This window comes from Pantoea sp. GW821-FHT03E06 (assembly GCF_059420725.1).
Map to the genome: position 1 here is coordinate 835,633 of NZ_JBWKUG010000001.1, position 22,724 is coordinate 858,356.

General features: G+C 53.9%; 21 protein-coding genes. 15 read left to right on the plus strand and 6 right to left on the minus strand.

Translation table 11 applies throughout. The features are described from left to right. Positions 1-4: 4 nt before the first annotated feature. From rseP to AC07WB_RS03825, 14 genes are all read left to right on the plus strand, one after another. The gene (rseP, locus tag AC07WB_RS03760) at positions 5-1,354 is read left to right on the plus strand and encodes a sigma E protease regulator RseP (protein WP_345827236.1); all 1,350 of its coding nucleotides are present in this window, start codon (positions 5-7) and stop codon (positions 1,352-1,354) included. A 51-nt stretch (positions 1,355-1,405) separates the two neighbouring features. After that, positions 1,406-3,817 (plus strand): outer membrane protein assembly factor BamA, encoded by a 2,412-nt coding sequence (bamA, locus tag AC07WB_RS03765; protein WP_345829928.1) that lies wholly within the window; start codon positions 1,406-1,408, stop codon positions 3,815-3,817. Between the two features lie 95 nt (positions 3,818-3,912). Further along, on the plus strand, positions 3,913-4,413 hold the full coding sequence (locus AC07WB_RS03770) for an OmpH family outer membrane protein (protein ID WP_097094870.1): 501 nt from the start codon (positions 3,913-3,915) through the stop codon (positions 4,411-4,413). Between the two features lie 3 nt (positions 4,414-4,416). Further along, positions 4,417-5,442, plus strand: coding sequence for a UDP-3-O-(3-hydroxymyristoyl)glucosamine N-acyltransferase (lpxD, locus tag AC07WB_RS03775; RefSeq protein WP_097094869.1), 1,026 nt, complete (start codon positions 4,417-4,419; stop codon positions 5,440-5,442). Positions 5,443-5,634: 192 nt separating this feature from the next. After that, positions 5,635-6,090: a 3-hydroxyacyl-ACP dehydratase FabZ gene (gene fabZ, locus AC07WB_RS03780; protein ID WP_007893924.1), complete on the plus strand. Its 456-nt coding sequence runs from the start codon at positions 5,635-5,637 to the stop codon at positions 6,088-6,090. A gap of 3 nt (positions 6,091-6,093) precedes the next feature. Further along, positions 6,094-6,882, plus strand: a complete 789-nt coding sequence (gene lpxA / locus AC07WB_RS03785; RefSeq protein ID WP_097094868.1) for an acyl-ACP--UDP-N-acetylglucosamine O-acyltransferase — start codon at positions 6,094-6,096, stop codon at positions 6,880-6,882. 3 nt (positions 6,883-6,885) lie between these two features. Continuing rightward, positions 6,886-8,034, plus strand: a complete 1,149-nt coding sequence (lpxB, locus tag AC07WB_RS03790) for a lipid-A-disaccharide synthase (RefSeq protein WP_097094867.1) — start codon at positions 6,886-6,888, stop codon at positions 8,032-8,034. Continuing rightward, positions 8,027-8,653: a ribonuclease HII gene (gene rnhB, locus AC07WB_RS03795; RefSeq protein WP_097094866.1), complete on the plus strand. Its 627-nt coding sequence runs from the start codon at positions 8,027-8,029 to the stop codon at positions 8,651-8,653. The genes lpxB and rnhB overlap by 8 nt, the downstream gene beginning before the upstream one ends. A gap of 31 nt (positions 8,654-8,684) precedes the next feature. Continuing rightward, positions 8,685-12,167 (plus strand): DNA polymerase III subunit alpha, encoded by a 3,483-nt coding sequence (gene dnaE, locus AC07WB_RS03800; RefSeq protein ID WP_097094865.1) that lies wholly within the window; start codon positions 8,685-8,687, stop codon positions 12,165-12,167. Positions 12,168-12,179: 12 nt separating this feature from the next. Then, positions 12,180-13,139, plus strand: coding sequence for an acetyl-CoA carboxylase carboxyl transferase subunit alpha (gene accA / locus AC07WB_RS03805; RefSeq protein ID WP_097094864.1), 960 nt, complete (start codon positions 12,180-12,182; stop codon positions 13,137-13,139). A 265-nt stretch (positions 13,140-13,404) separates the two neighbouring features. Further along, positions 13,405-15,555, plus strand: a complete 2,151-nt coding sequence (locus tag AC07WB_RS03810) for a lysine decarboxylase LdcC (RefSeq protein WP_400457965.1) — start codon at positions 13,405-13,407, stop codon at positions 15,553-15,555. A gap of 75 nt (positions 15,556-15,630) precedes the next feature. Next, positions 15,631-16,020 (plus strand): VOC family protein, encoded by a 390-nt coding sequence (locus tag AC07WB_RS03815; protein ID WP_097094862.1) that lies wholly within the window; start codon positions 15,631-15,633, stop codon positions 16,018-16,020. Positions 16,021-16,074: 54 nt separating this feature from the next. Next, positions 16,075-17,376: a tRNA lysidine(34) synthetase TilS gene (gene tilS / locus AC07WB_RS03820; RefSeq protein ID WP_494940057.1), complete on the plus strand. Its 1,302-nt coding sequence runs from the start codon at positions 16,075-16,077 to the stop codon at positions 17,374-17,376. Positions 17,377-17,390: 14 nt separating this feature from the next. Further along, on the plus strand, positions 17,391-17,699 hold the full coding sequence (locus tag AC07WB_RS03825) for a c-type cytochrome (RefSeq protein WP_097094860.1): 309 nt from the start codon (positions 17,391-17,393) through the stop codon (positions 17,697-17,699). Between the two features lie 39 nt (positions 17,700-17,738). On the opposite strand, the gene rof is transcribed toward AC07WB_RS03825, so the two are convergent. Both rof and AC07WB_RS03835 read right to left on the minus strand, forming a co-directional pair. Continuing rightward, positions 17,739-17,999 (minus strand): Rho-binding antiterminator, encoded by a 261-nt coding sequence (rof, locus tag AC07WB_RS03830; RefSeq protein ID WP_097094859.1) that lies wholly within the window; start codon positions 17,997-17,999, stop codon positions 17,739-17,741. Then, entirely contained in the window at positions 17,986-18,186 is a 201-nt protein-coding gene (locus AC07WB_RS03835) for a YaeP family protein (protein WP_036622231.1), read from the minus strand. Before AC07WB_RS03835 ends, rof begins: the two co-directional genes overlap by 14 nt. Positions 18,187-18,401: 215 nt before the next feature. On the opposite strand from AC07WB_RS03835, the gene arfB reads away from it, so the two are divergent. Further along, positions 18,402-18,812: an alternative ribosome rescue aminoacyl-tRNA hydrolase ArfB gene (arfB, locus tag AC07WB_RS03840; RefSeq protein WP_007893949.1), complete on the plus strand. Its 411-nt coding sequence runs from the start codon at positions 18,402-18,404 to the stop codon at positions 18,810-18,812. 30 nt (positions 18,813-18,842) lie between these two features. Here the strand turns inward: arfB and proS are convergent, their stop codons facing one another. From proS to AC07WB_RS03860, 4 genes are all read right to left on the minus strand, one after another. Continuing rightward, complete coding sequence (proS, locus tag AC07WB_RS03845) at positions 18,843-20,561, minus strand: proline--tRNA ligase (RefSeq protein ID WP_494940058.1); 1,719 nt, start codon at positions 20,559-20,561, stop codon at positions 18,843-18,845. 89 nt (positions 20,562-20,650) lie between these two features. Beyond that, the gene (gene tsaA / locus AC07WB_RS03850) at positions 20,651-21,358 is read right to left on the minus strand and encodes a tRNA (N6-threonylcarbamoyladenosine(37)-N6)-methyltransferase TrmO (protein WP_345827233.1); all 708 of its coding nucleotides are present in this window, start codon (positions 21,356-21,358) and stop codon (positions 20,651-20,653) included. Then, entirely contained in the window at positions 21,355-21,756 is a 402-nt protein-coding gene (rcsF, locus tag AC07WB_RS03855) for an Rcs stress response system protein RcsF (protein WP_494940059.1), read from the minus strand. Before rcsF ends, tsaA begins: the two co-directional genes overlap by 4 nt. Before the next feature lie 128 nt (positions 21,757-21,884). Then, on the minus strand, positions 21,885-22,700 hold the full coding sequence (locus AC07WB_RS03860) for a MetQ/NlpA family lipoprotein (protein ID WP_097094855.1): 816 nt from the start codon (positions 22,698-22,700) through the stop codon (positions 21,885-21,887). Positions 22,701-22,724: the final 24 nt, after the last annotated feature.

A 22,724-nucleotide genomic window follows, 5' to 3' on the forward strand; every position in this document is an offset into this window, starting at 1 on the left:
GGCGATGTTGAGTATACTCTGGAGTTTTGCCGCCTTTATCGTGGCGCTGGGCGTGCTAATTACGGTGCACGAATTTGGCCATTTTTGGGTCGCGCGCCGTTGCGGCGTCAAGGTTGAACGTTTCTCGATTGGCTTTGGTAAGGCGCTGTGGCGTCGCACCGATCGTCAGGGCACTGAATATGTTATCGCGCTGATCCCCCTTGGCGGCTACGTCAAAATGCTGGATGAACGCGTTGAGAGCGTCCCCGCTGAACTTCGTCATCAAGCCTTCAACAACAAAACGGTGCTGCAGCGCGCTTCTATCATCGCAGCCGGTCCTATCGCTAACTTCATTTTTGCCATTTTCGCTTATTGGGTCGTTTTCATCCACGGCGTGCCGGGTGTACGCCCAGTGGTAGGTGAAATTCTGAACGGTTCCGTTGCCGCTGAAGCGCAAATTACCTCTGGCATGGAACTTAAAGCGGTAGATGGTATCGAAACGCCTGATTGGGATGCTGTGCGTATGGCGCTGATCGGCAAAATCGGTGACAGCGACGCCACGCTTACGGTCTCGCAATTTGGTGAAGAAGCTACGCAGCAAAAGCAATTAGATTTACGCGAATGGCAGTTTGAACCAGATAAACAGGATCCGGTGGTTGCTTTAGGTATTCGTCCACGTGGGCCGCAGATCGAAACGACCTTAGCTGAAGTTCAGGCAAACTCACCGGCAAGCAACGCTGGTTTGCAAGCGGGCGATAGGATCGTTAAAGTCGATGGTCAGCCATTGTCACAGTGGCAGGCTTTTGCGGCACAGGTGCGGGATAACCCGGGCAAAAACATGGCGCTAGATATTGAGCGCAACGGTGAACCTGTGGCGTTGACGCTGACGCCGGAAGCGAAACCGGGCAAAGAAGCGGAAGGATTTGCGGGAGTTATACCGCGCGTGATTCCGCTGCCCGATGAGTACAAAACGGTAAGGCAGTATGGACCTTTTGCGGCGATCGGCGAAGCCAGTGTAAAAACCTGGCAGCTGATGAAGCTGACAGTTTCCATGCTGGGCAAGTTGATAATCGGGGATGTGAAGCTGAATAATCTGAGCGGGCCAATTTCGATTGCGCAAGGTGCCGGGTTATCAGCAGAGTACGGGGTGATTTATTACCTGATGTTCCTGGCGCTCATCAGCGTCAATCTGGGCATCATTAACCTGTTCCCTCTGCCGGTTTTAGATGGTGGTCATCTGCTCTTTCTGGCGATCGAAAAGATCAAAGGTGGACCGGTGTCCGAGCGAGTTCAGGACTTTAGTTATCGCATTGGCTCAATTTTGCTGGTGCTGTTAATGGGGCTTGCACTTTTCAATGATTTCTCTCGTTTGTAATAGCTGGAACGCATACAGGCGCGGGATGTGTTAGGAAAACGCATAACAACGATGGCGATGAAAAAGTTGCTCATAGCGTCGCTGCTGTTTAGCAGCGCCACCGTTTACGGTGCAGACGATTTCGTAGTGAAGGACATTCATTTCGAAGGTCTACAACGAGTCGCCGTCGGCGCGGCTCTGCTCAGCATGCCGGTACGCGTCGGTGATACGGTGAATGACGATGATGTCAGAAATACCATTCGCTCACTGTTCGCCACCGGTAACTTTGAAGATGTGCAGGTTCTGCGTGATGGTACAACCCTGATTGTTCAGGTGAAAGAACGTCCAACCATTGCCAACATCACTTTCTCCGGCAACAAAGCGGTGAAAGAAGATCAGCTGAAACAGAATCTTGAGGCTTCTGGCGTTCGCGTCGGCGAAGCGCTGGACCGCACCACGCTCTCTTCTATCGAGAAGGGGCTGGAAGATTTCTATTACAGCGTCGGTAAATACACCGCCAGCGTCAAAGCGATTGCCACGCCGCTGCCGCGCAACCGCGTTGATCTGAAATTCGTCTTCCAGGAAGGCGTTTCAGCGCAGATCCAGCAGATCAACATCGTGGGTAATAAAGCGTTTAGCTCTGACGAACTGATCTCGCGCTTCTCACTGCGCGATGAAGTGCCGTGGTGGAACGTGGTGGGCGATCGTAAATATCAGAAGCAGAAGTTAGCAGGCGATCTCGAAACCCTGCGCAGCTTCTATCTGGATCGCGGTTATGCGCGTTTCAACATCGATTCTACCCAAGTGAGCCTGACGCCAGATAAAAAAGGCATCTACATCACCGTCAACATCAACGAAGGCGATCAGTACAAAATTGCCGGCGTGATCGTGAACGGCAGCATGGCAGGGCACTCGGCGGAAATCGAACAGATGACCAAAATTCCATCGGGCGAGCTGTATAACGGCACCAAAGTCACCCAGATGGAAGATGACATTAAGAAATTGCTGGGTCGCTACGGTTACGCCTATCCGCGTGTCGTGACGCAGCCAGAAATTAACGATGCTGATAAAACCGTCAAGCTGCATATTAACGTGGATGCGGGCAACCGTTACTACGTGCGTAAAGTGCGCTTCGAAGGTAACGACACCTCAAAAGATTCCGTACTGCGCCGTGAAATGCGTCAAATGGAAGGTGCCTGGTTGGGCAGCGACCTTGTTGATCAGGGTAAAGAGCGTCTGAACCGGACGGGTTACTTCGAAACCGTCGATGTGGATACGCAACGCGTGCCGGGTGCGCCCGATCAGGTTGACGTGGTCTACAAGGTGAAAGAGCGTAATACCGGTACCTTTAACTTTGGTGTCGGTTACGGTACTGAAAGCGGGGTGAGCTTCCAGGTGGGTGTGACCCAGGAAAACTGGCTCGGCACCGGTAACACCGTGGGCATCAGCGGTACTAAGAACGATTACCAGACCTATGCTGAATTCTCGCTGACCGATCCGTACTTTACGGTCGATGGCGTGAGTCTTGGCGGTCGCCTGTTCTATAACGACTTCAAAGCGGATGACGCCGATCTTTCTGACTATACCAATAAAAGTTATGGTCTTGACGGGACGCTGGGCTTCCCGGTCAACGAAAACAATACGCTGCGCGTTGGTTTAGGCTATGTACATAACGACCTGTCCAATATGCGTCCTCAGATCGCAATGTGGCGTTATCTTGATTCAGTAGGTCGTCATCAGGGCTTGAATGATGACGGTGATTTCTCTGCAGATGACTTCACCTTCAACTACGGTTGGACGTACAACACCTTAGACCGCGGCTTCTTCCCTACGCGCGGTAACCGTACCAACCTGAACGGTAAAGTGACCATTCCTGGCTCCGATAACGCGTTCTACAAAGCGACATTGGACAGCCAGCAATATGTGCCGCTTAACCGCGATGGCACATGGGTGGTGTTAGGCCGTGGTCGTGTTGGATATGGTGACGGACTCGGTGGAAAAGAGATGCCGTTCTATGAGAACTTCTACGGCGGTGGTTCGAGCACGGTTCGTGGCTTCCAGTCCAATACCATTGGTCCTAAAGCAGCGTACCTGAACGATCATTCTTCTACCTGTAATCTGACTGACCCGAACGGCGTTTGTAAGTCGGATGATGCGGTAGGGGGTAACGCGATGGCGATTGCCAGCCTTGAGCTGATTACGCCAACGCCGTTCCTGAGCGAGAAGTATGCGAACTCTGTGCGTACCTCGGTGTTTATGGATGCCGGTACCGTTTGGGATACCAAATGGCAGAACACCGCAGAAACACGTGCTGCGGGTGTGCCAGACTACAGCGATCCAAACAACATTCGTGTCTCTGCCGGTGTGGCACTGCAGTGGATGTCGCCGTTGGGACCGCTGGTCTTCTCGTACGCCCAGCCAATGAAGAAAGTCGAGGGAGACAAGTCAGAGCAGTTCCAGTTTAACATTGGTAAAACCTGGTAAAGCTCTGAGCAGGGAAGTGAAAATACCGTCTTGCAGGCGTGTCGCTTAATAAGATGACACGCTGCAAACACACACGTTGAGGTAAGGAGTTTATAGTGAAAAAGTTGTTCTGTGCCGCTGCTCTGGGTGTTGCATTAGCTGCTTCTGCGGGTGCCCAAGCGGCTGATAAAGTTGCTGTTGTTAACCTGAGCCAGGTCTTCCAGCAGTCTCCACAGCGTGCCGCTGTTGCTAAGCAACTTGAGGGTGAATTCCAGAGCCGCGCCTCTGACCTCCAGTCGCAGCAGCAAAAGATCCAGCAAGAGATTCAGGATCTGCAGCGTAACGCATCGACCATGAAAGCAAGCGATCGTACGAAGAAAGAGAAGCAAATTTCTTCTGAGCGTGCTGCCTTTGAACAAAAAGCGCAGGCTTTTGACAAAGACAACCAGACTCGTCAGATGCAAGAACGTAACAAGCTGCTGGCTAAAATCCAGACAGCCGTTCAGTCTGTAGCGAAAAGCGGAGGATACGATCTGGTGCTGGACTCTCAGGCCGTTCTGTACTCTTCATCTGATGCTAAAGACATCACTGCTGACGTTGTTAAACAGGTTAAATAATTGATGTCATCAATTCGACTGGCTGATTTAGCCCAGCAGTTGGATGCAGAATTGCACGGAGATGGCGATATCGTCATCTCCGGCATTGCTTCTATGCAATCCGCCACAACTGGCCAAATCACTTTTCTTGCAAACAGCCGCTACCGCGAGCAGCTCGCTACTATTCAGGCTTCAGCCGTGGTGCTGACGGAAGCGGATCTGGAGTGGTGTAAAACGGCCGCCCTGGTGGTAAAAAATCCTTACTTAACTTATGCCCGCATGGCACAACTGCTGGACACAACGCCGCAGCCCGCGCAGAATATCGCGCCCAGTGCGGTGATCGATGCAACTGCTAAGCTGGGTAGAAATGTTTCGGTGGGTGCGAATGCGGTGATCGAGTCCGGCGTTGAGCTGGGTGACGACGTCGTTATTGGCGCAGGATGTTTTGTGGGTAAGCAGACGCGTATCGGTCGTGGTTCACGCTTGTGGGCTAACGTCACCCTTTATCACGAAATCCAGATCGGTCAGGATTGTCTGATTCAGTCCGGCACGGTCATCGGTGCCGATGGTTTCGGGTATGCTAACGATCGCGGTAACTGGGTGAAAATTCCGCAGCTGGGTACCGTAGTGATTGGTGATCGGGTGGAAATTGGCGCCTGTACCACCATTGATCGCGGCGCACTGGATAACACTCTGATCGGCAATGGTGTTATCATAGACAACCAGTGTCAGATTGCGCACAACGTTGTGATTGGTGATAACACCGCGGTTGCTGGTGGTGTGATCATGGCGGGTAGTCTGAAGATTGGACGTTACTGTATGATTGGCGGCGCCAGCGTCATTAACGGCCATATGGAAATCTGTGACAAAGTGACCGTAACGGGCATGGGCATGGTAATGCGCCCCATCACAGAACCAGGGGTATACTCGTCGGGTATTCCACTGCAACCCAACAAAAGCTGGCGTAAAACAGCAGCGCTGGTGATGAATATCGATGACATAAGCAAACGCTTAAAAGCCATCGAACGTAAGGTCGGCAAAGACGACTAAACGCATCCCACGCTATTCGCTTTCATAATAAAAAGCGTACTTTCTTTCCGCTCAGGGCAACCCGAGCGCGGCAGCAGGTATCTTAGGTAAGCGAAACGCCCCCGAACTGATTTGCGGCCTGCGGAAGATCATTTTGATCGGTGCAGGCCGTGTTATTGTTGCCATCAGATTTTTTAGGACAGGAAGAGTATTTTGACTACTGAAACGCATACTCTGAAAATTGAAGAGATTTTAGAACTGCTGCCACACCGCTATCCTTTCTTGCTGGTTGATCGCGTGCTGGATTTTGAAGAGCATAAATATCTGCGCGCGGTGAAGAACGTTTCTGTTAACGAACCGTTTTTCCAGGGACATTTCCCTGGTAAGCCGATTTTCCCAGGCGTTCTGATCCTGGAAGCGATGGCGCAAGCGACCGGTATTCTGGCGTTCAAAAGCGTTGGCAAACTGGAACCCGGCGAACTCTATTACTTCGCCGGTATCGATGAAGCCCGTTTCAAACGTCCGGTTGTCCCGGGCGATCAGATGATCATGGAAGTGACATTCGAGAAAACCCGTCGTGGCCTGACGCGCTTTAAAGGCGTGGCAACCGTTGATGGCAAAATTGTCTGTGAAGCGACCATGATGTGTGCCCGTAGCCGGGAGGCATAATAAGTGATTGATTCAACCGCCAATATCCATCCCAGTTCTGTCATTGAAGAAGGTGCCGTCATCGGTGCCAATGTTCATATCGGCCCGTTTTGTTTTATCGGCGCTCATGTGGAAATTGGTGAAGGGACAGTACTTAAATCGCACGTAGTCGTAAACGGCCATACGCGAATCGGTAAAGACAATCAGATCTATCAGTTTGCTTCCATTGGTGAAGTGAATCAGGATCTGAAATATGCCGGTGAACCCACGCGCGTTGAAATTGGCGACCGCAACCGCATCCGCGAAAGCGTCACGGTTCATCGTGGCACGACTCAGGGCGGTAATGTGACGAAGATTGGCAGCGATAATCTGCTGATGGTGAATGCTCACATCGCGCATGATTGCGTGATTGGCAACCGCTGCATCTTTGCTAACAATGCTACGCTGGGTGGGCACGTTACCGTTGATGATTTCGCTATTATTGGCGGCATGACAGCGGTTCACCAGTGGTGCACCATTGGTGCTCACGTGATGGTTGGCGGTTGTTCAGGCGTCGCGCAGGATGTACCACCGTACGTCATTGCGCAGGGCAATCACGCAACGCCGTTTGGGATCAATATCGAAGGTCTGAAGCGTCGCGGCTTTAGCAAAGAAGCGCTGCATGCCATTCGCAATGCTTACAAGCTGCTGTACCGCAGCGGCAAAACGTTGGATGAAGTGAAGCCAGAGATTGAAGAGCTGGCGAAACAACACAGCGAAGTGCAACCTTTCTATGACTTCTTTGCTCGTTCAACGCGTGGATTGATTCGTTAATCCATGTCATCGCGTCCTCTAACGATTGCCCTGGTCGCCGGAGAAACCTCCGGCGATATTCTTGGTGCAGGCCTCATCCGTGCGTTAAAAGCACGCCATCCCGATGCTCGCTTTGTTGGCGTGGCCGGCCCGCTGATGCAAGCCGAAGGCTGCGAAGCCTGGTATGAGATGGAAGAGCTGGCGGTGATGGGCATTGTCGAAGTATTGGGGCGCCTGCGCCGCTTGCTAAAAATTCGCCGCGATCTAACGCAGCGCTTTAGTGAACTCAAGCCCGATGTTTTCGTCGGCATTGATGCGCCGGATTTCAATATTACGTTGGAAGGCAATCTCAAGCGCGCGGGCATTCGCACGATTCATTACGTCAGTCCTTCCGTATGGGCGTGGCGTCAAAAGCGCGTGTTTAAAATTGGCCGCAACACCAATCTGGTGCTGGCCTTTTTGCCGTTTGAAAAAGCTTTCTATGACCGCTTTAACGTACCGTGCCGCTTTATTGGCCACACCATGGCCGATGCGATGCCGTTGCAGCCTGATAAGCTGGCGGCACGCCGCGAATTAGGCATCGCGGATGACGCGATTTGCCTTGGTTTGCTGCCGGGCAGCCGCGGTGCTGAAGTTGAAATGCTCAGCGCCGATTTTCTGCGCGCCGCACAGCTGCTTCGCCAGCGTTATCCGACGCTGGAAATCGTCGTGCCGCTGGTGAACGTCAAGCGCCGCGAACAGTTCGAGCAGATTAAAGCGGAGGTTGCACCTGAACTGCCGATGCATCTGCTGGATGGTAAAGGTCGTCAGGCGATGCTGGCCAGTGATGCCGCTATTCTTGCCTCCGGGACTGCCGCGCTAGAGTGCATGCTGGCAAAATGCCCAATGGTGGTCGGCTATCGCATGAAACCGTTTACCTTTTGGCTGGCAAAACGCCTGGTGAAAACACCGTATGTTTCGCTGCCTAATTTGCTGGCGGGCCGCGAACTGGTGAAAGAGCTGCTGCAAGATGAATGCCAGCCTGAAGCCCTGGCTGCAGCGCTGGAGCCGTTGCTGCATGCCGGACCTGAACGCGAAGCGCTGCTGAACACGTTCACCGAACTGCATCAACAGATTCGCTGGAATGCCGACGAGCAGGCGGCGGATGCGGTGCTGGAGATCATCAATGGCTGAATTTATCTATCCCAACGCCCAGCTCATTGCAGGCGTTGATGAAGTCGGGCGCGGCCCACTGGTGGGTGCCGTCGTAACGGCTGCGGTGATTCTCGATCCCGCCAACCCAATTGTAGGGCTGGCGGACTCAAAAAAGCTCTCCGAGAAGCGCCGTTTAGCGCTGTATGACGAGATCAAAGAGAAGGCGCTGGCATGGAGTCTTGGCCGTGCTGAACCTGAAGAGATCGATCGGCTCAATATTTTGCACGCTACCATGTTAGCGATGCAGCGCGCGGTGGCGGGTTTACCCATCGTGCCGGATTTTGTGCTGATTGATGGCAACCGCTGTCCGGCATTATCCATGCCATCGCAGGCGGTGGTGAAGGGCGATAGTCTGGTGCAAGAGATTAGCGCGGCTTCGATTATCGCCAAAGTCACGCGCGATCGGGAAATGGCCGAGCTGGATCTGCTGTTCCCTCAATATGGTTTTGCGCAGCACAAAGGTTATCCTACTGCGCTGCACATGGAAAAGCTGACACAGCATGGCGCCACACCTCACCATCGTCGCAGCTTTGCGCCGGTGCGTAATGCCCTGATTGATGCCGACGTGCTGGCCGCGCGCCAGCCAACTACGCTTTAATAGCCTGACGCTGTTTTAACCGGAAACTGATATGGCTGAACCTCGTTTTATACATCTGCGCGTCCATAGCGATTACTCCATGGTTGATGGTCTGGCGAAAACCGGACCTTTGGTCAAGAAGGCGGCTGCGCTGGGTATGCCGGCAATCGCGATTACCGATTACATCAACCTCTGTGGGCTGGTGCGTTTTTACGGCAGCGCGCACGGCGCGGGGATCAAGCCGATTGTTGGTGCTGACTTCCACGTCGCCAGTGAATTAATGGGCGACGAGCTGACGCAGCTAACCGTGCTGGCAGCGAATAATACCGGTTATCAAAATCTCACCCTGCTGATTTCGCGCGCTTATCAGCGCGGTTATGGTATTGCAGGGCCGATTATCGATCGTGACTGGCTGATTGAGTTAGGCGAAGGTTTGATCCTCCTGTCCGGCGGACGCCGTGGTGATGTCGGTCGTAGCTTGCTGCGCGGCAACAGTGCCATGGTGGCGCAGTGCCTGAGCTTCTATCAGGAACACTTCCCCAATCGCTATTACCTTGAGCTGATACGCACCGGCCGCGCCGATGAAGAAGCCTATCTGCACGCTGCCGTGGAGCTGGCGATTGCCGAAGGCGTGCCGGTCGTTGCCACCAATGAAGTCTGTTTCCTGAATGAAGAAGATTTTGATGCGCATGAAATCCGCGTAGCGATTCATGACGGCTATACGTTGGACGATCCGAAACGTCCGCGTCATTACAGTCCTCAGCAATATATGCGCAGTGAAGAGGAGATGTGCGAGCTGTTTTCGGACATCCCGGAAGCGCTGGAAAATAGCGTAGAGATTGCTAAGCGCTGTAACGTGACGGTGCGCCTCGGTGAATATTTCCTGCCGCAGTTCCCCACCGGAGAGATGAGCACCGAAGATTTCCTGGTGGCGAAATCGCGTGAAGGGTTGGAAGAGCGACTGGAATTTCTCTTCCCCGATGCCGCAGTACGCGCCGAGAAACGCGTGGAATATGACGAACGTCTGGAAATTGAACTTACCGTTATCAACCAGATGGGGTTCCCCGGTTACTTCTTGATCGTGATGGAGTTTATCCAGTGGTCGAAGGACAACGGCATTCCCGTTGGCCCAGGCCGCGGCTCGGGTGCGGGTTCGTTAGTGGCGTATGCGCTGAAGATTACCGATATCGATCCGCTGGAGTTTGACCTGCTGTTCGAACGCTTCCTTAACCCGGAACGTGTGTCGATGCCCGACTTCGACGTCGACTTCTGCATGGAGAAGCGCGATCAGGTTATCGATCACGTTGCCGAGATGTACGGACGTGAAGCGGTATCGCAGATCATCACCTTTGGTACCATGGCGGCGAAAGCGGTAATCCGCGATGTTGGACGCGTGCTGGGTCATCCGTATGGTTTCGTCGATCGTATCTCCAAGTTGATCCCGCCGGATCCGGGCATGACGCTGGAAAAAGCCTTCCTGGCTGAACCGCAGCTGCCGGAGATTTACGAGGCAGACGAGGAGGTTAAAGCGCTGATTGACATGGCGCGCAAACTGGAAGGTGTCACGCGTAACGCCGGTAAACATGCCGGTGGTGTGGTGATTTCGCCGACTAAGATTACCGATTTTGCCCCGCTGTACTGCGATGAGAACGGACAGTTCCCGGTTACCCAGTTTGATAAGAATGACGTGGAGTACGCCGGGCTGGTGAAGTTTGACTTCCTCGGCCTGCGTACGCTCACCATCATCGACTGGGCGCTGAAGATGATTAACCCGCGCCGTGAAAAGCAGGGATTGCCGCCGATCGATATCGCCGCCATCCCGCTGGATGACAAGAAAAGCTTCGACATGCTGCAACGCTCGGAAACCACTGCGGTGTTCCAGCTTGAATCGCGCGGCATGAAAGATCTGATCAAACGTCTGAAGCCTGACTGCTTCGAAGACATGATCGCACTGGTGGCGCTGTTCCGTCCGGGTCCGCTGCAATCCGGCATGGTCGATAACTTCATCGACCGTAAGCACGGCCGCGAAGAGATCTCTTATCCGGATATTCAGTGGCAGCACGAAACCCTGAAGCCGGTGCTGGAGCCGACCTACGGCATCATTCTGTACCAGGAACAGGTGATGCAGATCGCACAGGTGTTGTCCGGCTATACGCTGGGTGGCGCAGATATGTTGCGTCGTGCGATGGGTAAAAAGAAACCGGAAGAGATGGCGAAGCAGCGTTCGGTGTTCCAGGACGGGGCGGAGAAGATGGGCGTCGACGGCGAACTGTCGATGAAAATCTTCGATCTGGTAGAGAAGTTTGCAGGTTATGGCTTCAACAAGTCACACTCCGCGGCTTACGCACTGGTTTCCTACCAAACGCTGTGGCTGAAAGCGCACTATCCGGCAGAGTTTATGGCAGCGGTAATGACCGCCGATATGGATAACACCGAGAAAGTGGTCGGTTTGGTGGATGAGTGCTGGCGCATGGGCCTTAAAGTGCTGCCACCTGACATCAACTCAGGCCTCTATCCGTTCCACGTTAATGATGAAGGTGAGATCGTTTACGGCATCGGCGCGATCAAAGGCGTGGGCGAAGGCCCGATTGAAGCGATCATTGATGCGCGTAACGAAGGCGGCTACTTCAAAGAGCTGTTCGATCTCTGTGCGCGCACTGACACCAAGAAGATCAACCGTCGCGTGATGGAAAAACTGATCATGTCGGGGGCGTTTGATCGTCTGGGGCCGCATCGTGCGGCGTTGATGAGTGCGCTTGGCGATGCGTTAAAAGCCGCCGATCAGCACGCCAAAGCCGAAGCCATCGGCCAGGCCGATATGTTTGGTGTGCTGGCAGAAGAGCCGGAGCAGGTGGAGAAATCCTACGCCAGCATCACGCCCTGGCCAGAGCAGGTTCAGTTGGATGGCGAACGTGAGACGCTCGGTTTGTATCTTACCGGCCATCCGATTAATCAGTATTTGAAAGAAATTGAGCGTTACGTCGGCGGCATGCGGCTGAAAGACATGCATCCGACAGATCGTGGTAAAGTAACCGTCGCAGCGGGGCTGGTGATTGCCGCCCGGGTGATGGTGACTAAGCGCGGCAACCGAATTGGTATTTGTACGATTGACGATCGTTCTGGTCGTCTTGAAGTGATGTTATTTACCGATGCGTTAGATAAATACCAGCAGTTGCTGGAGAAGGACCGTATCCTGATCGTCAGTGGACAGGTCAGCTTTGATGACTTTAGCGGTGGCCTTAAAATGACCGCCAGAGAAGTTATGGACATCGACGAAGCGCGGGAAAAATACGCGCGCGGACTTGCTATCTCGCTGACGGACAGGCAAATTGATGACCAGCTTTTAAACCGTCTCCGCCAGTCTCTGGAGCCTCATCGCTCCGGGACCATTCCGGTGCATCTCTACTATCAGAGAGCCGATGCGCGGGCGAAGCTGCGCTTTGGTGCAGCGTGGCGAATTTCGCCCAGCGATCGTTTACTCAACGATTTGCGGTCGTTAGTAGGATCGGAGCAGGTGGAACTGGAGTTTGACTAAAACAGGAACATTATGAGTCTTAATTACCTGGATTTTGAACAGCCAATCGCAGAGCTTGAAGCGAAAATCGACTCGTTAACATCGATTGGTCGTTCGGATGAAAAACACGATATTAATTTGGATGAAGAAGTGCAGCGTCTGCGCGAAAAAAGCGTCGAGCTGACCCGTAAAATCTTCTCTGATTTAGGCGCCTGGCAAGTGGCGCAGCTTGCGCGTCATCCGCTGCGTCCTTATACACTGGACTATATCCGCAACGCGTTTGATGATTTCGACGAACTGGCTGGCGATCGTGCTTACGCCGATGATAAAGCGATTGTCGGCGGTATTGCGCGCTTAGACGGTCGTCCAGTGATGGTCATTGGTCACCAGAAAGGTCGCGAAACTAAAGAGAAAATCCGCCGTAATTTCGGTATGCCAGCACCAGAAGGTTACCGTAAAGCGCTGCGTCTGATGGAAATGGCTGAACGCTTCAAGATGCCGCTGATCACCTTCATCGACACGCCGGGTGCGTATCCGGGCGTGGGCGCAGAAGAGCGCGGCCAGTCTGAAGCGATTGCCCGTAACCTGCGCGAAATGTCTGGCCTGAAAATTCCGGTGATTTGTACCGTCATCGGTGAAGGCGGTTCCGGTGGTGCGTTGGCCATCGGCGTGGGTGACAAGGTGAACATGCTGCAGTACAGCACTTATTCGGTGATTTCACCGGAAGGCTGTGCGTCAATTCTGTGGAAAAGCGCCGATAAAGCGCCGTTAGCTGCAGAAGCGATGGGCATCACCGCTGAGCGCTTAAAAGAGTTGAAACTGATCGATTCCATCATTCCAGAACCGCTGGGTGGTGCGCATCGTCATCCGCTGGACATCGCTGCCAGCCTCAAGCAGCAGCTGTTAGCGGATCTGGCCGATCTTGATGTGCTGAGCACCGAAGAGTTGCTCAACCGTCGTTATCAGCGCCTGATGAATTACGGCTACGCTTGATACATTAGGCTTAGCAAGAAGCGGACCTCGGTCCGCTTTTTTTATGCCTTCGATACGCCTGATTTTGAATCGGTCGTCATAAATGGCGCCCCCTGCAAAACCGCACCGCCTTCCGTAGGGGCGTCATTTATGACGACCTTTTATACGCCCACATCATTAACGTTAGGATAAAAGGATAACCGGGTAACAGCAGAGCATTCCAGGTCCATCCTTGTCCGCTTTTCGCTATCCTTATTCAGTGCCACAACACCACAGGAGGTGAGCAGTGAATATTATTGCGATCATGGGACCGCACGGCGCTTTCTACAAAGATGAGCCTATTCGCGAACTGGATGCCGCACTGAAACAGCAGGGCTTCCAAACCGTTTATCCCAATAATGCCAGCGACCTGGTGAAACTGATCGAACACAATCCGCGCATCTGCGGCGTGATTTTCGACTGGGACGAATACAGTCTGGCGCTATGTAGCGACATCAATCAGCTCAACGAATATCTGCCGCTGTACGCCTTCATCAACACCCATTCACAAATGGATGTCAGCATCAACGAGATGCGTATGGCGCTGCACTTCTTTGAGTACGCCTTAAGCGCAGCCGACGACATCGCATTGCATATCCGTCAGTACACCGATGAGTACATCGATAACATTACGCCGCCGCTGACGAAAGCCCTCTTCACCTACGTCAAAGAGGGCAAATACACTTTCTGCACGCCTGGTCATATGGGCGGTAGTGCCTTCCAGAAAAGTCCGGTCGGCAGCCTGTTCTATGATTTCTTTGGCTCGAACACCTTAAAAGCCGATGTTTCGATTTCGGTAACAGAATTAGGTTCGTTACTCGACCACACCGGTCCGCATCTGGAAGCGGAAGAGTATGTCGCGCGCACCTTTGGTGCTGAGCAAAGCTACATGGTGACCAACGGCACCTCGACCTCAAACAAAATCGTCGGCATGTACGCGGCTCCCGCCGGCAGCACGGTATTGATTGACCGTAACTGCCATAAATCGCTGACCCATTTACTGATGATGAGCGATATTATCCCGATCTGGCTCAAGCCGACGCGTAACGCGCTAGGCATTCTTGGTGGTATCCCGCAGCGTGAATTTACGCGCGACAGCATTCAGCAAAAGGTCAACGCCACGCCGCGCGCCAGTTGGCCTGTGCATGCGGTGATCACCAACTCAACTTACGATGGCCTGCTGTATAACACGCAGTTCATCAAGCAAACGTTGGATGTGCCGTCGATTCATTTCGATTCAGCATGGGTGCCGTACACCAATTTCCATCCGATCTATGCGGGAAAAAGCGGCATGAGCGGCGATCGTATTCCCGGCAAAGTGATCTATGAAACGCAATCGACGCACAAACTGTTGGCGGCGTTCTCGCAAGCTTCGCTGATTCACATCAAAGGCGATTACGACGAGCACACTTTCAACGAAGCCTACATGATGCACACCACCACATCGCCGAGCTACGCGATCGTGTCATCGATTGAAACGGCGGCCGCGATGCTGCGCGGCAATCCGGGCAAGCGGCTGATCAATCGGTCTGTTGAGCGCGCGCTGCATTTTCGCCGTGAGATTCAGCGCTTACGCGAAGAATCCGATGGCTGGTTCTTTGATATCTGGCAGCCCGAGCGGGTCGATCAAGCTGAATGCTGGCCGATCCAGCCGGGCGAAGAAGACTGGCACGGCTTCACCAACGCCGACCGCGATCACATGTATCTCGATCCGATCAAAGTCACCATCCTGACGCCGGGCATGAGTGAGCTCGGAAAGATGGCGGAAGAGGGCATTCCCGCCGCGCTGGTGGCGAAATTCCTCGACCAGCGCGGCATCGTGGTGGAGAAAACCGGACCCTACAATTTGCTGTTCCTGTTCAGCATCGGTATTGATAAAACCAAGGCGATGAGCGTGCTGCGTGGTCTTACCGAATTTAAGCGCGCCTACGATCTCAATCTGCGGGTAAAAAACATGCTGCCGGATCTCTACGCTGAAGATCCCGATTTCTATCGCAATATGCGTATTCAAACGCTGGCGCAGGGGATTCATCAGCTGATTCTGCAACACGATCTGCCGCGTCTGATGCTGAAGGCATTTGACGTGCTGCCTGAGATGAAAATGACACCGCATCAGGCCTTTCAGCGTCAGGTAAAAGGCCAGGTTGAAACCGTTGATATTGGCGAGCTGGTGGGACGTATCTCGGCCAACATGATTTTGCCATACCCACCAGGCGTGCCGGTCGTGATGCCGGGCGAGATGATCACCGAAGAGAGCCGTTCAGTGCTCGATTTTCTGCTGATGCTCTGTACCATCGGGCGCCATTATCCCGGCTTCGAAACCGATATCCACGGCGCAACGCTGACCGAAGATGGCCGCTATCTGGTGCGCGTATTGCGTGAAGAAGACGATCGCTAACTTAGGATAATCCCCTCTTTCCATTGCCGCTTTTGCCACGTAGGGTAAGCGGCTGATGTGACAACCGGAGCCGCTATGCTACAGATTAAACAGATCCACCACATTGCCATTATTGCCACCGATTACCAGCGCAGTAAGGCGTTTTACTGTGACGTGCTGGGCTTTGAACTTTTGGGTGAATATTATCGCGCCGAGCGCGACTCCTGGAAAGGCGACCTCGGCCTGAATGGGGTGTACACCATTGAGCTTTTCTCATTCCCATCACCACCTCCGCGCGTCAGCGGGCCGGAAGCCTGCGGCCTGCGCCATTTAGCATTCTGCGTGGATGATGTTGAGCAGTCGATTGCCGCGCTGGCGGAGAAAGGCGTGATGTGCGAACCGATTCGTATCGATGCGCTAACGGGCAAAGCCTGCACCTTTTTCCCCGATCCGGACGGTTTGCCGCTGGAGCTGTATCAGGCGTAAACTAGCGTCCGCCGCGAGCCGCAATTCGGTGGCTCGCCTGGACGGAACGCACTCATGTCTTTATCTCATCTTGCTTCGCTACTGACACCCGACGCCCGCTGTGTGCTGGCGTTCAGTGGCGGACTCGATTCAACCGTGCTGCTGCATCAGTTGGTCTGCTGGCAACGTCAGCAGCCGCAGCTGCGCGTGCGTGCGTTACATGTTCATCATGGCTTAAGCCCCAATGCTGATAGCTGGGCGCAACATTGCCAGCAGATTTGCCAGCAGTGGCAGATTCCTTGTGAGATTCTGCGTGTACAGGTTGATGGCCGCCACAATGGCATTGAAGCGGCAGCACGCGAGGCGCGCTACCAGGCGCTGTTTCAGCAGCTACAACCCGGTGAGCACTTACTTACTGCACAGCACCTCGACGATCAGGCTGAAACGCTGCTGCTGGCGTTAAAACGCGGCAGTGGACCGGCCGGTTTGGCGGCGATGCCGTCGCAGCGCAGCGTTGGCGATCGCGTGCACCTGCGCCCGTTGCTCGATATCCCTCGGCAGCAGCTGGAAGCCTACGCCGCGGAACATCATCTGCGCTGGATTGAAGATGAAAGTAACGCTGATAGCCGCTATGACCGCAACTTCCTGCGCCAGCAGATTTTGCCGCTGCTGCAGGCGCGCTGGCCACATTTCAGTGCCGCCAGCGCACGTAGTGCCGCACTCTGTGGCGAGCAGGAGCAGCTGTTGGATGAGCTACTGGCGGAACAGTTGGTGCAGCTTACCGATGGGCGCGGTGCCCTGCATTTCCCGCCGTTGGTTACCATGAGTGAAGCGCGGCGCCATGCGCTGTTACGCCGCTGGATTGCCCAGCAGGGCGGCGCAATGCCCTCGCGCGAAGCGCTCAAACGTATCACCGATGAAGTCATCAACAGCCGTGAAGATGCCAGACCCTGTCTGCGTTTTGGCGCTTTTGAACTGCGCCGCTATCGCCAGCAACTCTACTGGCTAAGGCCGCAGCCATCGCTGAGTCAGCACTCGCTAACCTGGCAAGACCGCACGCAGCCGCTGGTTTTACCGGCAGATTTAGGCGCGCTACAGGCGAACGGAGACGTTGCCGCGTTACGACAGCCTGATGCGGATGAAGAGATCACTATTCGCTTCAAGGCACAAGGCTATTATCACCTGCTGGGTCGCGCGGGTGGCCGCGAGATCAAAAAGCTGTGGCAAGAGTTGGGCGTTGCGCCCTGGCAACGCGAACGTATCCCCTTGATTTACTACAACCAGACGCTCATTTGCGCGCCGGGACTGTTTATTACGCGCGAAGGCGCAGCCAGTAATAAGCAAGGCTGGCAGGCGATCTGGTTACCACAACAATAAAATGGAGAGCAATGATGAAGTATTTGATTGCTGCGCTTTTATGCGCTGCGACGCTGCCGGCGTTTGCCGAGGGCGATGTCAATGCTGGTGCGCAAAAAGCGGCAAGCTGTATGGCATGTCACGGCGCGGAGGGCAATAGTGCAGTGCCGCTTTATCCGAACCTGGCGGGGCAACATGCGCCTTATCTGCTGCACTCGCTGCAGGCCTACAAAAAAGGCGAACGCAGCGGCGGCCAGGCGGAAGTAATGAAAGCCTTTGTAGCGGGATTGAGCGATCAGGATATGGAAGATTTGTCGGCGTATTACAGTTCGTTAAAGCCTTAAGCGAGGTGGGCGGGATAGGATTCCCGCCCTGAGAGAGGTTTACTCTTCGCTAACGACGACGGTGCCCAGCTCCGGATGGGTGAAGCTGGCGATGTGGTCGAGCCGCACTTCGCGGGTCTCGCCGGAGAGATCGACGGCAAGGTACTCGACGTTTTTACGTGAGACCATGTCCACGGCTTTCGCCTTGATCTGATCGCCGTTTTTTAACTCCAGCGACAGCGTCCAGTTTTTTTGGCAGGCGAGTTCGAGGTTGTCGTAGTCATCGCAGTTGATGGGTTTGTAGGCTTCATTCGTCAACATAGTCGCTCACCAATAAGTTTGCAGCGGCATACGCTGCTTGTTCCCTGAGAGAAGAGTTTAGCGCAGAATCAGCGGCAATATCATTGAGAGCCTTTAACGCACAACCTATCGCGTCTGGCACATACCCAAGGTCGCCGCTACCAATTTCGGCATACTTCTGGCGAACTAACTCACAATACTTTTGCACATACACCTCCTCAGCAGAGCTTGATACTCTGGATGATAGGCGACTATATCACAGGGAATTCATGGAAATCAGCCCGGTCGTCACGGGAATGATGCAAACAGCAGGACAAAAGTGACACATTGCGCTGGTCTTACACGCTCTGCATGCGCACAAAAGGTTAAGTTGATGAACAGGTTATTACGCGTCATAGCGTCGAAACAAACGGTAGGTGACAGATGATTGTGCTGTCTCGTTCGGTTTCACTGGCCGATAATGAAGTGGAACTCAGTGCCATCCGGGCACAAGGTGCCGGCGGGCAGCATGTGAATAAAACCTCAACGGCTATTCACCTGCGGTTTGATATTAATGCGTCGTCGCTGCCGCCATTTTACAAAGAGCGGCTGCTGGCGGCGAGCCACCATTTGATCACGGCGGAAGGTGTGGTGATCATCAAAGCGCAGGAGCACCGCAGTCAGGAAATGAATCGCGAAGCGGCTGTGCAGCGTCTGATCAACCTGATTCAGGAGTTAACCACGGTGGAAAAAGTCCGGCGCGCCACGAAACCGACGCACGGTTCTAAAGTGAGGCGACTGGAAGGCAAAACGCGGCGCAGTAACGTGAAGGCGATGCGCGGAAAAGTGCAATAAAAAACGCCTCCGTTTGGAGGCGTTTCAGTGTTACTTGTTGAGCGCTTGCACAAGGAAGTCGACGATGTCGTGCTGCTTAATCATCTGCTTCTCGCTGGCGGTACGCGCCTTGTACTCAATTTCCTGGTTATCGAGATTACGATCGCCAATCACGATAGTGTGCGGTACGCCGATCAGCTCCATATCCGCAAACATCACGCCTGGACGCTCTTTACGGTCATCCAGAATTACGTCGATGCCTTTTGCACGCAGCGTGTTGTACAGCTCTTCTGCCAGCTCTTGCACGCGGAAAGATTTGTGCATGTTCATCGGCAAAATGGCGACTTCGAACGGTGCCAGCGCTGCAGGCCAGATGATGCCGCGCTCATCGTTGTTCTGCTCAATTGCCGCTGCCACCACGCGCGTGATACCGATGCCGTAGCAACCCATGGTCATCACCTGGTTACGGCCATCTTCGCCCTGTACCGCCGCTTTCATCGCTTCCGAGTACTTGGTTCCCAGCTGGAAGATGTGACCGACTTCAATACCGCGTTTAATCTGCAGCGTGCCTTTACCGTCCGGGCTAGGGTCACCTTCAACCACGTTACGGATATCTTCCACGCGGGGTTCTGGCAGATCGCGACCCCAGTTGATGCCGCTCAAATGCTTGCCATCGATGTTCGCGCCGGCGCAGAAGTCGCTGGTTTTCGCCACGGTACGATCGGCAATCACGGGCATGGTCAAACCAACCGGACCGAGTGAGCCCGGGCCTGCGCCTAACAATGCGCGAATCTCTTCTTCGCTGGCCATTTCCAGCGGTGCTGCCACGATATCCAGCTTTTCAGCTTTGATTTCGTTTAGCTGATGATCGCCGCGCAGCAGCAGGGCAACCAGCGTGTGGCCGCTCTCTTCGGTCGCTTTTACGAACAGAGTTTTAACGGTTTTTTCAATCGGCAGCTGATGTTGCTCAACCAGCTCGGCGATAGTCTTGGCATTTGGCGTATCGAACTGCGTCATCGCCTGTGTTGCCTGCGGACGCTCGCCAGCCGGCGCTAAGGCTTCAGCCTTCTCAATGTTGGCCGCGTAATCAGACTCACTCGAGAAGATCACATCGTCTTCACCGCTCAACGCCAGGACCTGGAACTCGTGCGATGCGCTACCGCCGATCGAACCGGTATCCGCCTGTACCGCGCGGAAATCCAGACCCATACGGCTAAAGCTCTGGCTATAGGCGCGGTACATCGCGTCGTAGGTTTCCTGCAGCGATTCCTGCGTAGTGTGGAACGAGTAAGCATCTTTCATGATGAACTCACGTGAACGCATCACACCAAAACGCGGGCGCACTTCATCACGGAATTTGGTCTGGATCTGATACAGGTTAAGCGGTAACTGCTTATAAGAGCTCAGCTCGTTGCGGATCAGATCGGTTACGACTTCTTCATGGGTTGGACCCAATACGAAAGGACGCTCATGGCGATCTTTAACGCGCAGCAGCTCCGGGCCGTACTGCTCCCAGCGGCCACTCTCTTCCCACAAATCGGCAGGCTGAACCACCGGCATGGAGATCTCAATCGCACCGGCGTTATTCATCTCTTCACGCACGATATTTTCAACTTTTCGCAATACGCGAATACCGGTTGGCAGCCAGGTATAGAGACCGGAAGCCAGTTTGCGGATCATGCCGGCGCGCAGCATCAGCTGGTGGCTGATCACTTCTGCATCGGAAGGTGTCTCCTTCAGAGTGGAGAGCAGATATTGAGTAGTACGCATTGATTACGATTCCAGTTATACGGAAGGAAACTGACAAAATTTTTCTGGCGGCTAGTGTACCAGTGAGATCAATCACTCAAAAGCGCGTTTTAGCGTGGATCGAGGGCGATCACCTCGGTTCCTGCCTCATCAATGCGCCAGCGCACGTTAAAGTCGAGTAGCCATGCGGCATATTCACGATCCTGCGTTTCACCTTTACGGTAGGCGGGACGTGGATCCTGCGCCAGTACGTCGGTGATAAAACGTGCCAGCTGCGGGTATGTTTTCAGGTGCTGCTCAAGCTGGCTCTGCGCCAGCGGCGAAAAGCGTACCGGCATAGTGGCATCCGGAGCGGCCTGGGCAAAACCGGCGCGCGCATCAGGTAGCGCTTCGGCAAACGGCAGGTAGGGTTTGATGTCCACCACCGGCGTGCCATCGACTAAGTCGAGGCTGCCAAGCTGTAAAATGACCTGCTGCTTCTCACAGCGAATGCCTTTTAGCTCAACCAGCGACATGCCAATAGGATTGGGGCGGAAGGTCGAGCGGGTGGCGAACACGCCCATGCGCGCATTGCCGCCGAGACGCGGTGGGCGCACCGTCGGACGCCAGCCACCTTCCATGGTTTGATGAAAGATAAACAGAATCCACAGATGGCTGAAATCTTCCAGCCCGCGTACCGCTTCCGGCTGGTTGTAAGGCGGTAAGAGATGCAACTCGCCGCCGCCATCCTGCACCAGACCGGGCTGGCGCGGGACGGCAAACTTCTCTTTCCACGGTGAACGAATCACGCCGATTTGCGCGCAGGCAAACTCACTCATTGATTCGAAACTTTAAGTGCGGAACCCTGGCAAATGGCCTGGCGATAACAGCCGGGCGTACTCGAGACAATTTCACATTTATGCAGCAGCACGGCGTTAGCTTTCATGCCAGCCGCTTTGATCTGCAGACGCTTACGTGCGGTGTTAATGTTCGGGGGGGAATCCTGGTTGCTGCTTTGGCAATCTTCGCCAGAAACTTCACCTAAATCGCGAAACGGGTTGCTAACCAGGTCGGTCGCATCGGTGTAGATCTTTACCGGTGCGGGACGTGCCGCAGGCTTGCGTTCTGGTAGGTTGGATGCCTGTTGCGGTCGAGATGGAGCACTGCTTATCGGGTGATATTCACGCACACACCCAGTTAGCATCAATGCCAACAAGCAGAGCGGTAAAAAACGCATGGCAACATCCTCAAGTAATAAAAAGTGGCGTTATTGAAACAAGGACGACAATAAATAACAAGTCAGGTGCAATTTATGGCAAAAGAAAGGGCGGCCGAAGCCGCCCTGCAAGGCATGAAAGGTGAAAATTACCAGCCTTTCACGGCACCACCGTTGAAGATCTTGTTGGCCGCTTCAGACACTTCGTCTGACTGGTAGGCCTGAACAAACTTCTTCACGTTCTCAGCGTCTTTGTTGTCTTCACGGCTCACAATCAGATTCACATACGGTGAATCTTTGTCTTCCACGAAGATGCCATCTTTGGCTGGCGTCAAGCCAATCTGGCTGGCGTAAGTGGTGTTGATCACCGCCAGTGCAATCTGCTGATCGTCCAGTGAACGTGGCAACTGCGGCGCTTCCAGCTCAACAATCTTCAGGTTTTTCGGGTTTTCTGTGATATCCAGAGAGGTTGGCAGCAGACCAACGCCATCTTTCAATTTAATCAGGCCTACTTTTTGCAGCAGCAGCAGGGAGCGGCCAAGGTTAGTCGGATCGTTCGGGATAGCGACCTGAGAACCATTCTGCAACTCATCCAGCGATTTGATTTTCTTGGAATAACCTGCAATTGGGTAAACGAAGGTGTTGGCAACAACGGCCAGCTTGTAGCCACGGTCTTTGATCTGTTGATCCAGATACGGCTTATGCTGGAAGGCGTTCACGTCGATATCACCCTTGCTCAGCGCTTCATTCGGCAGCACGTAATCGTTAAAGGTCACCAGCTCAACATCGAGGCCATATTTCTCTTTAGCGACTTTCACTGCAGTTTCAGCAACCTGCTGCTCAGCACCGACGATTACACCCACTTTGATATGGTTTGGATCTTTTGCTTTCTGATCGCATCCTGCCAGCGCAATCACGCCAATCAGAGCACCCACAGCGGCAATCTTTTTAAATGTAAAAGACATATCCCTTCCTTAATAGAGGACTAT